General features: G+C 34.7%; 13 protein-coding genes. 2 read left to right on the top strand and 11 right to left on the bottom strand.

All coding sequences use genetic code 11. The annotated features are described in order from the left end of the window. Window positions 1-43: 43 nt before the first annotated feature. From hutI to A4G25_RS10985, 3 genes are read right to left on the bottom strand one after another with little or no spacing between them, the layout of a single operon-like run. Window positions 44-1,306 (bottom strand): imidazolonepropionase, encoded by a 1,263-nt coding sequence (gene hutI, locus A4G25_RS10995; protein ID WP_047131477.1) that lies wholly within the window; start codon window positions 1,304-1,306, stop codon window positions 44-46. Further along, window positions 1,299-2,987, bottom strand: a complete 1,689-nt coding sequence (gene hutU, locus A4G25_RS10990) for a urocanate hydratase (RefSeq protein ID WP_047131478.1) — start codon at window positions 2,985-2,987, stop codon at window positions 1,299-1,301. Before hutU ends, hutI begins: the two co-directional genes overlap by 8 nt. 30 nt (window positions 2,988-3,017) lie before the next feature. Beyond that, window positions 3,018-4,343: a YjiH family protein gene (locus A4G25_RS10985; protein WP_232011962.1), complete on the bottom strand. Its 1,326-nt coding sequence runs from the start codon at window positions 4,341-4,343 to the stop codon at window positions 3,018-3,020. A 601-nt stretch (window positions 4,344-4,944) separates the two neighbouring features. Here A4G25_RS10985 and A4G25_RS10980 point away from each other — a divergent pair. Beyond that, entirely contained in the window at window positions 4,945-5,820 is an 876-nt protein-coding gene (locus tag A4G25_RS10980) for a LysR family transcriptional regulator (RefSeq protein WP_047131480.1), read from the top strand. A gap of 93 nt (window positions 5,821-5,913) precedes the next feature. Here A4G25_RS10980 and hutG read toward each other — a convergent pair whose 3' ends face one another. Then, window positions 5,914-6,843: a formimidoylglutamase gene (hutG, locus tag A4G25_RS10975; protein WP_047131481.1), complete on the bottom strand. Its 930-nt coding sequence runs from the start codon at window positions 6,841-6,843 to the stop codon at window positions 5,914-5,916. 394 nt (window positions 6,844-7,237) lie between these two features. On the opposite strand from hutG, the gene sdpC reads away from it, so the two are divergent. Then, window positions 7,238-8,311, top strand: a complete 1,074-nt coding sequence (gene sdpC, locus A4G25_RS10970; RefSeq protein WP_047131482.1) for a peptidoglycan release complex CPBP-like subunit SdpC — start codon at window positions 7,238-7,240, stop codon at window positions 8,309-8,311. A 55-nt stretch (window positions 8,312-8,366) separates the two neighbouring features. Here the strand turns inward: sdpC and A4G25_RS10965 are convergent, their stop codons facing one another. From A4G25_RS10965 to A4G25_RS10935, 7 genes are all read right to left on the bottom strand, one after another. Then, the gene (locus A4G25_RS10965; protein ID WP_174531724.1) at window positions 8,367-9,053 is read right to left on the bottom strand and encodes a ribose 5-phosphate isomerase A; all 687 of its coding nucleotides are present in this window, start codon (window positions 9,051-9,053) and stop codon (window positions 8,367-8,369) included. A gap of 23 nt (window positions 9,054-9,076) precedes the next feature. Continuing rightward, window positions 9,077-10,093 (bottom strand): aldose epimerase family protein, encoded by a 1,017-nt coding sequence (locus tag A4G25_RS10960; RefSeq protein ID WP_047131632.1) that lies wholly within the window; start codon window positions 10,091-10,093, stop codon window positions 9,077-9,079. 38 nt (window positions 10,094-10,131) lie between these two features. Continuing rightward, on the bottom strand, window positions 10,132-10,458 hold the full coding sequence (locus tag A4G25_RS10955; RefSeq protein WP_015901076.1) for a YnfA family protein: 327 nt from the start codon (window positions 10,456-10,458) through the stop codon (window positions 10,132-10,134). Window positions 10,459-10,583: 125 nt separating this feature from the next. Next, window positions 10,584-11,813 (bottom strand): ABC transporter permease, encoded by a 1,230-nt coding sequence (locus tag A4G25_RS10950; RefSeq protein WP_047131484.1) that lies wholly within the window; start codon window positions 11,811-11,813, stop codon window positions 10,584-10,586. Then, entirely contained in the window at window positions 11,806-12,705 is a 900-nt protein-coding gene (locus A4G25_RS10945; RefSeq protein WP_047131485.1) for an ABC transporter ATP-binding protein, read from the bottom strand. The genes A4G25_RS10950 and A4G25_RS10945 overlap by 8 nt, the downstream gene beginning before the upstream one ends. Before the next feature lie 122 nt (window positions 12,706-12,827). Beyond that, the gene (locus A4G25_RS10940) at window positions 12,828-13,550 is read right to left on the bottom strand and encodes a DUF3169 family protein (RefSeq protein ID WP_047131486.1); all 723 of its coding nucleotides are present in this window, start codon (window positions 13,548-13,550) and stop codon (window positions 12,828-12,830) included. After that, the gene (locus tag A4G25_RS10935) at window positions 13,543-13,749 is read right to left on the bottom strand and encodes a helix-turn-helix transcriptional regulator (protein WP_047131487.1); all 207 of its coding nucleotides are present in this window, start codon (window positions 13,747-13,749) and stop codon (window positions 13,543-13,545) included. Before A4G25_RS10935 ends, A4G25_RS10940 begins: the two co-directional genes overlap by 8 nt. Window positions 13,750-13,859: the final 110 nt, after the last annotated feature.

The raw sequence follows: 13,859 nt of genomic DNA, 5'->3' as shown, positions 1-13,859 counted from the left end.
TGTATTTTCAAGTATCGCAGCTCCCATGTTATTTGTTTAAATATTAAGCTTTGCTTTTTTCAGATTCAGTGTTGACTTTGATTGTATTATCGATAAATAATTCTCCGTCTTTATATACATTTTCAGCATGGTTGATACCATAATGATAAAGAATATATTCATAGTTTGGCGCATCCCAGATAACGAAGTTTGCGTCATCGCCAGTTTCTAACGTACCTGCATCTGCATCAATCGCTTTAGCAGCGTTAACTGTAACTGCATTCCAAACTTCATTTGGAGATAATTTCAATTTCAAGCTGGCAATTGTCATTACCAATTGAAGATTGTTAGTCACGTTACTACCTGGGTTGAAGTCTGATGCAATTGCTACAGCACCATTATTATCAATCATGCCGCGTGCGTCTGCATAGCCTTCTTTATCAAGGTAGAAAGTTGTACCTGGTAATAACACAGCGACTGTATTACTATCATGCAATGCTTTTTTATCTTCTTCGCTTGAAGCAACTAAGTGGTCTGCAGAAATTGCATTTTCATCGATTGCTAATCCTAATCCGCCTAATGGATCAATTTCGTCAGCATGAATTTTTACATCAAAGCCTAAATCTTTTGCTGCTTGCATATATTTTCTAGATTCTTCAACTGAAAATACTCCAGTCTCACAGAAGATATCCGCAAAGTCAGCATACTCTTTCACTTCTGGAAGCAAGTCAATCATTTCTTGTAAGAATGCTTCACTAGATTCCGCTTCCTCTGGTACCGCATGCGGTCCTAGGAAAGTGTGTTTCATAGTAATACCATATTTATCTTCAAGTTCATGAGAAACTTTTAATTGTTTCAATTCATTTTCTTTATCTAAACCATAGCCACTTTTACTTTCTACAGTTAATACACCATAAGACATGATTTCACGTAATGCTTTATCTGTTTTTTTGAACAGTTCTTCTTCAGTAGCTTCACGTGTTGATTTTACTGTAGAAAGAATGCCGCCGCCTTGTTCTAAAATTTCCAAGTAAGAAGCGCCTTGGCGTTTTAATGCCATTTCATGCTCTCTTGAACCGCCGAATACTAAATGCGTGTGCGCATCTACTAGAGTAGGTGAAACAACTTTGCCTGTCGCATCAATTGTTTCTTTACCTTCATATTCGTCTGAATGCGGACCAGCATAAACAACTTTACCGTTGTCTACAACAACTGTTCCGTCTTCTACCACATTCAATTGATCAAGTTCTTTACCTTTTAACGGTTTATCTGTTTTTTTCGGTAAAATTAATTGTGCAATATTTTGGATTACTAAATCATTACTCATTAGAATCTTGCTCCTTTAACATTGGAATATCGACACCTTTTTCTTTCGCTGTTTCAATCGCAATTTCATATCCTGCATCTGCGTGTCTTACTACACCCATACCCGGATCTGTCGTTAATACACGTTTTAATCGTTCTTCTGCACGGTCTGAACCATCGGCAACAACAACCATACCAGCATGTAATGAATAGCCCATGCCAACACCGCCGCCATGGTGGAATGAAATCCAAGAACCGCCTGCTGCTGTATTAATTAAAGCATTTAAAATTGCCCAGTCACCTACTGCATCTGAACCATCTTTCATTGATTCAGTTTCACGGTTAGGTGATGCTACTGAACCTGAATCTAAGTGGTCACGACCGATAACAATCGGTGCTGAAATTTCGCCATTTCTTACAAGTTCATTCAATTTCAATCCCATTTTTGCACGTTCGCCATAGCCTAACCAAGCAATACGAGATGGTAACCCTTGGAATGCAATTTTTTCACTTGCCATATCCAACCAGCGCATTAATTTTTCATCTTCAGGGAAAAGCTCGCGCATTGCTTGGTCAGCACGTTCGATATCTTTAGGGTCCCCACTTAATGCTGCGAAACGGAAAGGTCCTTTACCTTCACAGAATAATGGACGAATATAAGCTGGAACGAATCCTGGGAAGTCAAATGCATGTTCTTCTCCTTCATCAAAAGCAACTTGACGAATGTTATTACCATAGTCGAATGCTACAGCACCGCGTTTTTGGAATTCTAACATTTCAGATACATGTTTTTTCATTGATTGAGAAGATAATCTCACATATTGTTCTGGATTTTCTTCACGTAATTTATCCGCTTCTTCTAAAGATAAACCTTCTGGAACATAACCATTTAATGGATCATGTGCTGAAGTTTGGTCAGTAATGATATCAATCGGGAAGTCGCGTTTTAAAATTTCTTCATAAACTTCAGGTGCATTACCCACTAAACCGATTGCTAATGGTTTGCCTGCTTCTTTCGCTTCTTGCGCTTTTTCTAATGCTTCATCTAAAGAATAAGTGATGATGTCACAATAACGCGTATCAATACGTTTTTCAATACGTGTAGGATCCACATCTACACCGATTACAACACCTTCATTCATTGTTACTGCTAGCGGTTGTGCACCACCCATACCGCCTAATCCTGCAGTCAATGTAATTGTACCTTTTAATGAACCGCCGAAGTGTTGATTTGCTAATTCTGCAAATGTTTCATAAGTACCTTGAACAATACCTTGAGAACCGATATAAATCCAGCTTCCTGCAGTCATTTGACCGTACATCATCAAGCCTTTTTTATCTAATTCATGGAAATGTTCCCAATTAGCCCACTTAGGTACTAACACAGAGTTTGAAAGTAACACACGAGGTGCTTCTTTATGTGTTTTGAAAACAGCAACAGGCTTACCAGATTGTACCAACATTGTCTCATCATCTTCTAAACGACGTAATGTATCGACAATTGCATCAAATGCTTCCCAGTTTCTGGCTGCTTTACCAATACCGCCATAAACTACTAATTTATCAGGATGTTCTGCAACTTCTGGATCTAAGTTGTTATACAACATTCGTAGAACCGCTTCTTGTTCCCATCCTTTACATTCGATTTCTAAACCTTTTTTTGCTTTGATTTGTCTGCCGTTTGCAGTTACCTCTTTAGTCATAATCAATCTCTCCTTTGTTTCATTTATTTACTAAAAAATTAATAACGCGAATGGAATTGCAATCAATAGTGTTAAAGCAACACGGATGAACCAGATAAATACTAATTTCCAAACTGGGATCTTAATATCCGTTGCTAAAATACAAGGTACTAATGCAGAGAAGAAAATAATTGCAGAAATACTTGTAATTGCTGTCACAAACTTCACAGCCATTGTTGCTTTGACTGCAATTAATGATGGTAAGAACATTTCAATAATCGAAATTGCTGAAGCTTTTGCCAGCAATGCTTTATCATCTATCGGGAAGATATAGATAAATGGATAGAAAATGTAACTTAACCAATCAATAATCGGTGTGAAGTTTGCTAAAAGTAATCCGACAAAACCGATAGACAAAATAGATGGTAAAATCGCCACCGTCATTTCAAGTCCATCTTTAACGTTCAGCCAAATGTTTTTCAGCAATGGAAGTGAATTATAAGATTGACGTTTAGCTTCGTCGTATGCTGCTTTAAATCGACTGCCAGTCACTTCTACTTCCTTCTCTCCTTCTTGACCTTCATAGTATTTTTCTGACTCGCCGCGAATCGGCGGTAAATGAGCGGAAATAGCAGTGACTGCGAAAGTGATCACTAATGTACTCCAGAAGAATAAATTCCAGTGTTCCATTAAACCTAATGTATTGGCTACGATAACCATGAAAGTTGCTGATACTGTTGAAAATCCAGTCGCAATGATAACCGCTTCTTTTTTGTTATACATACCATCTTTATAAACACGATTCGTAATCAGTAGTCCTAATGAATAACTTCCTACGAAAGAAGCTACCGCATCAACTGCTGATTTACCTGGCGTTTTAAAGAGCGGACGCATAACCGGCTGCATCAAAACGCCGATATATTCAAGCAATCCGTAACCTACTAATAATGAAAGTGCAACAGCACCTATCGGAATCAAAATACTTAACGGCAACATTAATTTATCGAATAAGAACGGGCCATAATCTTGATTGAAAAGTAATGCTGGACCAATCTTAAATACATACATGATACCGATGACTGCACCAAGCACTTTAAAAAGGACAATGACAAAATCAGTCACTGATTTTTTAAAATCTTGCCTGACGATGGGCAATCCTGCTCCAGCTATAATCAAAAGCAACGCTACATAAGGCATTGCCGGACCAAGCAGCTGTCTGATCCATAAATGTACATGGTCGACAATAATAGTATTTGTCCCGCCGATTGTCACTGGAACGAAGAAGCATAGAATTCCAATAAAACTAAATACGTAAAACCGCCACATTTTTACCCCTTTTTCACTTTGGGCAGTTTTTGAATTAGATTGGAGTTCCATCTCTTCAGATAATAAGTTTGCTTCAGTTTTCATACTTGACACCCCTTTGTTTTACAAGTATGTGAAAGCTCTGACTATGATTGAACCTAGATGACTTAAGCTCCATATCATACTATTCACTGAATCTGGTATATAGTTGTCGATGTGCTGCAAGCACTCGAAAGTACGTTTTAACCCCTTATGTACTTTTGCTTGCTTTCGAAAAATCATGTGTTTGATTTCTCCTAGGAAAAGATAGCAAGCGGATAACATCTTAAGAAAGTTCAACAAAAAAGATTAACGCCGATATCGTCTCAATTTGCCATTTCAATAAGAGAATAGAACTTAATCTTATTTCTTGAATTTTCCAAAAATTCAGTCTGAATTGTTTGATGTATCCCTTGCCTCACATCATAAGTATAATATGCTAAAATATAAGCATCAAATATAAATAAACTAATTATTCATAGTTTAAAACTATAAGTAGGTTTAAATCCTTTGATAAAAGCGTTTCAAGTAGCTTGCAAATTGTAAATATATCACATGTTTTTTCAAATTACTTTATAATTTAAAGCAGAACTTAATACATCTTTAATTAAAAATTGAAAGGACTGTTTTGACTATGAAAATCGTACAACTGGAATATTTTTTAGCTGTAGTTCGTTATAACAGCTTTACAAAAGCCGCTCAATTTTTACATATCAGCCAACCTTCACTAACCACTTCTATTAAAAAAATGGAGGCAGATTTAGGTTATCCTTTATTTATTCGAACGACTAAAGAATTGAAAATTACTGAAAAAGGTATTCAGTTTTATAAATATGCTCAATCTCTTGTAGATACCTATCATAAAACTTTAGACCGTATGTATGATTTGAATATTTCAGATGCGCCGCGAATAAATTTTTCTATTTTAGAATCCACAAGTTCTTGGATCGCGATGGTCATACAGCAGCATCATCATGAGTATGAAAAACAACGTTATCAAATCTTGGAGCAGCATAGTATGGAAACTATTATTTCAAGCTTGTTGAATTTCGATGTGCACTTTGCATTGTCTAATGAAAAAATAGAACGAGATAGTATTGTTTCTGTACCTTTATACAATGAGCCGTATGTTTTGATTACACCAAAAGATGCAATTAAAGAATCTGTTCAAAAAGCAGACGACTTGCAGCATCTCCCGCTCATCTTGCCGAATCGTCAATACCAAGTAAGAAAGCATCTTGATGAGTACTTTAAGCATTTAAATATCCATCCTAATATTGTGTTAGAAACTGATCGTTTTGAAGCAGCAACCACATTTGTGCATCGTGGATTAGGTTATACCATCATCCCGCGCTTTTATTATCAATCTTTTTCGGCCAATCATTTAAATGCTGTCAAAATCAAACCGTCGATTGAACGGACCATTTATATCAATTATTTAGAACAGCGAAAATTATCTGAACCAGCCAATACATTAATCGATGAATGTATCTCTTATTGGAAAATATAAAAATAACGGACAGCTGTCATGTATTGAACCCGAAAGTATGACTTCAAGGTTGCAGTACATGAAATGCTGTCCGTTTTGCCTGTTGTTATGCTGTTAATGTATAAAGTTATGCAAGAACAATGCGACTAATTTTGCTGTGCGGTTATCCATATCATATAACGGGTTAGTTTCAGCTACACTGATTGAAACTAATTTCGGATGTCCCACTACGCGACGAGATAACTCTAAAATGATATGCGGTGTTAAGCCATTTACCGCTGGTGCACTTACGCCTGGTGCAAAAGCACTGTCTACAACATCCATACAAATTGTAAACATGATGACATCATGGCGGTTAATAAAATGATCGATTTTATCTTTGATAGTTGGTGAAATTTCATGCAAGATTTCATCTGCTGTTACATATTCAATACCGCGTTCATCCGCATAATCAAATAAACTTTTTGTATTGCTTGCTGATTGAATACCTAACACAAAATAATCTGCATTATCATCGCTTTCAAGAATTTGTCTGAAGCTTGTTCCAGAAGTAGACGAGTCTGCTTTACGTGTATCGAAATGTGCATCAATATTAATCACACCAATTGAAGAATCCGGATAGGCTTTGCGCATTGCTAAATATTGCGCATATGCAATATCATGGCCTCCGCCGACTAAAAATGAATAGTTATGATTTTGAAACATTTTAGCGGCTAAATCAGCATATTCTTCTTGTGTATCGATTAAATGATCATGATCGTGATAAACATTCCCATAATCATATACAGGACATGGTGTAAGTACAGATAAATTTCCGAATGCTTTTCTCACTGCGTCTGGTCCTTCTTGTGCTCCGACACGTCCGTTGTTTAGTTCCACACCTTTATCTACTGCATATCCTAAAATCCCTGTGCCTGCTTTTTTATCCACTTTCGTTTCATTGATGTCCTTCAATTCAATTGTTTGGAAGTGTCGAAATTGCGACTCATCCGTTTCACTATCAATTCTACCTTGCCATAAATCTGGGTTGGCTTGTTTATACATTTCCATATCCTCCTTAAAATCGTCATCACTTTAAGTATAAGTGCTTGTATACCTTGTTTCAATTACTGAATGTTATTTATGCTTTATAGGTCCTCTCTACCCTACTCTCATAACAGTCAAAACGCTTTCATACAAATAGGTCTGATACAACCTTTACAATGGTATTTCAATTCAGAGTCATTTTTTAACAAGTAATTTATTTCTGTTTTATTCAGATGTATAATGCAATTAGGTGTTTTTTGTTTCCATACGGTAAATTTATATAAAATAAGACCGCGATGAAGCGGTTGGACTTTTAATTACAACACCCGTTTGACTTTATAACTCAACAGTGCAATGCAACCGTAGAATATTGTATGGAATCACCCCGTATTTAATTGGAGGTTTCAAAAAAATGAACATGAAACGTATATCAGGTTTCCAATGGGCTATGACGATTTTTGTCTTCTTTGTACTTGCATTTGCCTTCCCATTGATTCTGAAAGATTTTCAGGCAGAGGTACCATTCAAGCGTTTTGTTTTTGACATGAGTACTCTAGCACCTTTTATTGCAGCAATTATTTGTATCATCGTATTTAAAAACAAGCGCGCTCAAATCGCAAGCTTGAAGCTTTCATTAAGCTTTAAGGTGATTGAACGAGTATTATTGGCACTTATATTGCCACTTATTATTTTTATTATTTGCATGTATGTCTTTAATAACTATGCAGATAGCTTTATCTTATTACAATCAAAAAATTTATCTGTTTCAATTTGGACCATTTTAATTGGTCATTTATTCATGGCATTTTTCGTAGAATTCGGTTTCCGCTCTTATTTACAAAATATTGTTGAAACAAAAACGAATACTTTTTTTGCTTCTATTATTGTTGGTGTCTTATACGCAATATGGAATGTAAACACTACATATTCGACTGAATTCACACTTTATAATTTATTGTACAGTTTTTCTTTCTCAATGATTATTGGAGAATTAATCCGTGCAACTAAAGGACGTACGATTTATATCGCAGTTATTTTCCATGCTGCTATGACCTTTGCGCTCGTCTTTTTCTTCAGCGAAGAAATCGGTGATTTATTCTCAATGAAAGTCATTGCTTTAAGTACAGCAGCTGTTGCAGCAGTTTATATCATACTAAGCTTGATTGTTAGAGCTTGTCTTTACTACTTCACTAAAGACTCATTAGAAGAGGTAGAGCCTGATAATTATCTTGATTATCCAAAAGATCATGAAGATGACGATATTAAAACATCACCTGCAGCTGAAGCAGAAGCTAAAGAAAAAGAAGTTCCTGATAAGACTTCAACTGAACAAGAAAACACTGACAAAACTGATGAAGAAACGCGTCCTACATCATCTGCTGTTAAAGAAGCAAAAGATGAGATTAAGCATTCAGAAGAAAATACAGAAGAGAACACTGAAACAAATAAACGTTCTCCGTTTTCAAATAATAATCACAGACGCTAACAAAAAGGCTGATAGATTCGTTGCAGTATCGCATCGAACCCATCAGCCTTTTCTTTTATTTTGCTTTATCCAGAATTTTAACGCCTTCCTTTGTTCCGATAATGACACGATCAGTCACATCAAGGAAATAACCTGTTTCCAAAACACCCGTTAAATGAATTAAGTATTCATGCATTTCATAAGGGTTTGTATGCGGAGGCAATTCTACATCTAAAATATAGTTTCCGTTATCAGTAACGAACGGAATATCTTCAACGTTTCTGCGTGAAACAATTGCTTTTGTATCTTTTGCGATTTTTTTCGATACAAGTAACCAATTGAATTTATCTACCTCAACCGGCAGCTTGAATGTTTGACCAAGATAATCAACAAACTTAGTTTCATCAGCAATCACGACAAATCGTTCTGCCATATCATCAATGACTTTCTCACGGAATAATGCTCCGCCGCCACCTTTTATTAAATTCAAATCAGAGTCAAACTCATCTGCACCGTCAATTGCAACATCGATATAATCAACATCATTCACATCAACGATTTTAATTCCGAGTTCTTTAGCTATCAATGCAGTTTTATTTGAAGTACATACACCCGTAATTTGAGTGCCGTCATCCAATAAAGCTGCAATTCTAGGTAATAATAGTTCAATTGTGGTGCCGGTACCTATACCAACAATCATGCCGTCCTTAATCTCTGTTACTGCATCATCAACAGTTTTTAATTTCAACTCTTTTATATCCATGATGAATACTCCTTGTTTTCAATTTACAACAATTTTTCAATGATTTGATACGTTGTTCTAGAATAAAATGCTTGGTCTTTCTGTAAAATTGACGGTGCATCTTTTCCTAATAAATTAATATCATTCGGTAAGTTTTGAGCTTCTAACGTAAAACCTGAATGTGCTTTATAAATATTCATATCACTTTTCCAACTGCTTGTATCATTAAATGTAAATACGACTACATTCGGCATATCTGTTTTCATTTTCAAAAGGAATTGACTATTTTCTACAAGTAATTCATCTCCAATAGAAAACGGATGGTCTAGACCATTATATGTTTGCATTTGTTTTTTAAGATCGACATTATCACTTTCAAACATTTCTGTTAAACGAATCTTATTTTTATTAAATAAATCTACTAAATCTAATGATGACGCAGCTTCTGGTAAATTCTGGTCATTAAGTAAATGAATATTTAGTTTATCACTTGTAAAATAATGATTATCTACTTCTTTATTATCCCGATTTAAATTGAAATAGACATGATTTGTCGGATTGAATAACGTAGTTTGATCAGATTCTGCATAGTACTCAATAGACCATCGGTTATCGATATCATACGTATGTATAATCTTTAATTTAATATCTCCTGGATAATGATCATCTGCTTCTTTAATCGTTGTCGTGAAAATAATTTGTATATAACCGCCATTTTCATCTTTGATTTCATAATCAAAGAAATGGTGGTCAATACCATTTGAACCACCATGTAAATGGTTTGGTGGATCGTTTTGTTCTAATTGATAGGTTTGATCTTCAAGTTCAAATTTGCCGTCTGCAATTCGACCGCCATAACGACCTACAGATGCGCCAAAATAAAAGGGGTTTTCTCGATAGAATTCATCCGCTTCTACTACATTTCCTAAGACAATATTGTTATCCTCGTATTTCCAAGATACAATTCTTGCCCCATAATTCGTAAATACAATTTTCGCTTCATCGTTATCAATTTTGATTAAATCGAGTCCGTTTCTTTGGTGTTCCACTCTCGTAAACATCATTTCAATACACCCTTTCCTAACTCACCGCTTCAAAATCAGCTTCTGTCAGGCAGCAGCATGATTAAGACACCAATAATACAAACAATTGCGCCCAAAACATCGTATTTGTCTGGTGTCTGTTTATCAAATACGTATCCCCACAAAATACTCATCACAATAAATACTCCGCCGTAAGCGGCATAAACTCGGCTGAACGTCGGAAATACTTGAAACGTTGCGACAATGCCGTATGAAATTAAAAGAATGCCTCCCAGCAATCCAAAGAGCGGTGATTGCGATGCTCTCAACCATAGCCAAATAAGATAACCGCCGCCAATCTCACACAACCCTGCTAAAATAAATATTAAAATAGGATAAATCATTATTGTTTGCCACCTGTTTATTACTTTCCTCACTATATATTTTAACAATAAGGCACACCGATGACTAGATACAATCTAGCAAAGGTGTGCCTTTGATTAACTTTTGAACATAAATTGTACAATTATTACTTTTTAAATGCGCGTTTTAACCCTTTAATGAGTCCTTTTTCGAAAGTAAGTACAGAATCTCTGTAACTGCGAACTGCGATAAATAGCAATAGTACCATCACAATTACAGAAAGCAATACACTGACAATAATTTCCCATAATTGTAACTCTGGCGTAGAAGCTCTTAAGAACAATACAAACGGTGAAATCAACGGAATAAAGCTTGTGATTTTAGTTAGTGTCGTTTCAGGTGTATTTAAACTAAAGATGGCAATATAGAAAGCAATGAAACTCACCGCAGTCATCGGCATTAATGCTTGATTCATGTCTTCAATCCGAGTTGCTAATGAACCCAAAATAGTACCGAGTATCGTGTAGGAAATAACACCAATGATTAAACAAATCACACCGACAATTAGTAATTGTGTTGTAACATCAGTAAATTTAATATTGAATTTCTTTACGATATCTCTTAAATCAGACAGATAAATACTAATTGCCCCTATTACCACAAAAATCAAAATTTGAGTAAATGCCACTGCGATAATTGCTGTGATTTTGGCTAATATGTGCTGGATAGGCGAAATACTTGTGATTACCATTTCTATAACACGTGATGTTTTTTCAGTTGCCACTTCCATGGCTACTTGGTTGGCATAATTAAGGATGATAAAGAACATTAACATAATACCTGCATATAAAATTATAATATTAGCTACTTTATCTTGTTCAGAAAGCTGTTTAGCATCCTTACCAACAGCTTTGGCAGTTACTTTACTTTGTTGCTGTAAAGCTTGAAGATCTTTAGGACTCAAATTAACACTTTTCGCAATGGCTTGTGTTTGTATAGGTGTAAGGATACTTTCTAATTTTTGTTTTGTTTCATCAGAAACTGAATCTTTACTAACAATCTCTCCATCAATTTGTTTTCCTTTTGTTTTAATAATATAGGCTTTATCCAGCTTTTCATTTTTTACATCCTTGATAGCTTGCCTTTCAGAAACATGTTGAAATTTGGTTCCTTTATCTTCAATTTTTTCACTCTGTGATTTTACTAGTTGATATACTTGCTGATTATCAGATACAATTCCGATTTTATCGGGACCTCCGCTAAACATATCAATGATTTTATTAGCATTTGCACCGCCAATTATTAACAACGCAATAATTACTGTCATAATGATAAAAGCACGTGATTTAATTTTATTCATGTACGTTAAAGAAAATGTAGCCCAGAATTTACTCATGAATATCACCTACTTTTTCAATAAAGATATCTTGAATAGAAGGTTCTAACACTTGGAATCGTTTAACAAATCCACTTTTTGTCACTACTTCATATACACGTTCTGCAGTTGCTTGGTCTTCTACAGTCAACGTAATCTCTCGTTTAGATCGATTGACTTGAGAAACCCCTTCTATATCTTCCAATTCTTCAAGCTTTTTATCTGTTTCAATTAAAACTTTTTTTAAATCAAATTGATCTTTAATTGCTTGTATATCCCCTTGTAAAACTAAATCTCCGTGATTTAAAATACAAACATCATCACAAAGTTCTTCTACATGTTCCATTCGATGAGAACTGAAAATAATTGTCGTGCCTTCCTTGTTTAAATCTTTAACTGCAGACTTTAGTAATTCTACATTTACAGGATCTAAGCCGCTGAAAGGTTCATCTAAAATCAATAACTCTGGACGATGAATCAAACTTGCGAGTAATTGGATTTTTTGCTGGTTCCCTTTTGAGAGCGATTCTATTTTTTTATCTTTATTTTCCGTGATTTTGAAACGATTTAACCAATAATCTAATGCTTTGTCAAAATCTTTTTTCGGCATACCTTTAAGTGTCGCAAGATATTTCAATTCATCTTTGACTTTCATTTTAGGGTGCAAGCCGCGTTCTTCAGGAAGATAACCAACTTTATTAAACATGTTTTCGCCCATCTTATTACCATTATATGTAACAGAACCTTCTGTCAGCGGCGTTAATCCTAGAATCATTCTGAAGGTTGTTGTTTTACCTGCCCCATTCCGTCCTAAAAAACCTAACATTTTACCGTTCTCTAGCGTTAATGAAATATCATTAACAACTGTTTTATCGCCATATTTTTTAGTGACATTCTTTAAATCTAATGACATGCGCCTCATCTCCTTTGCGTTATTTTTTAAGTTTTAAATTATATATAATTCTTATCTTAATATTATCATACTGTCAGGACATTTCTGTAGCTTATCTATATATTTTCATAAACTTTACAATATTATTGTTTATAATACTTACTGATTTTGGCATAGTAGAAAACAATATTGAAAATATAGAGTACCATTAACACTGACAATGCTATGAATTGGTCGGTATGAGTAGCAGCTGAATAAAAAGCTAATAAAATTACCATCATCATAATCGCCATAATGTTATAATGATAAAGTTTAAAAAGTGCAGAATAAGATATATATTTTTCTCCCTCATCCATCGCTGAAATCATTTTACCAATATAATTAGAATCATTGTATTTAGGCAATCTTGGATCTATTTTCGGCAACATAATATTATAACTTATTGCAAAAGCGGCACTAATGAGTAAAGGAATAGTCGTTAATCCCCATTGATTATTCATATTTTCTTTAAAAATCGCAACGAGTATCATATTGAGCAATGTGATAACAATAGTTGCTTGATAAAACCAGCTCGCTTTTAAGAACTTCTGGTTATATGCTTGATTATATTCATCAGCGTAATTCTCTAGTGTTTCAGATTTTTGCTTAAAATTATATGCGCTTCTTAAATATTTCAACATGAAAATACCGCAAATTATTACTATTAAAATAGTAATGCCCGTGCTGACTTGTGTATCAAATACATCCATGAAAGCAGGTAATTTAATTCCAGATCGCAAAGAGAATAGAAAACCGATTATTCCTCCTACTAATCCTCCTAATAAAATTTTGCTTAAATAGAGCGTATTTTTCTTTGTATTACTCATATTCATCCTCCTCAAAAATAAATATATCCTCAATCCGTTCTCCAAAAATACGTGCTATCTTAGCAGCAGTAAGTACGGAAGGCATGAATTCGTTTCTTTCAATTAAAGAAACTGTTTGTCGTGAAATTCCTGCTTTTTTAGCAAGTTGTGTTTGGTTATAACCATCTCGTGCCCTTAATTCTTTTAAGCGTGTTCTCATATTTCCAACCTCCGTTATTCAACATACTATATTATCTTTGTCATTTTGACAAGTATATTAGTCAAAATGACGTTAATATTAATCAAAACAAAAAGACGATTTCTAACTAA

It is taken from the genome of Staphylococcus condimenti, from assembly GCF_001618885.1.
Taxonomy (GTDB): Bacteria; Bacillota; Bacilli; order Staphylococcales; family Staphylococcaceae; genus Staphylococcus; species Staphylococcus condimenti.
The sequence above is the reverse complement of the archived record's forward strand: the minus strand, read 5'-3'. Positions and strand labels throughout refer to the sequence as shown.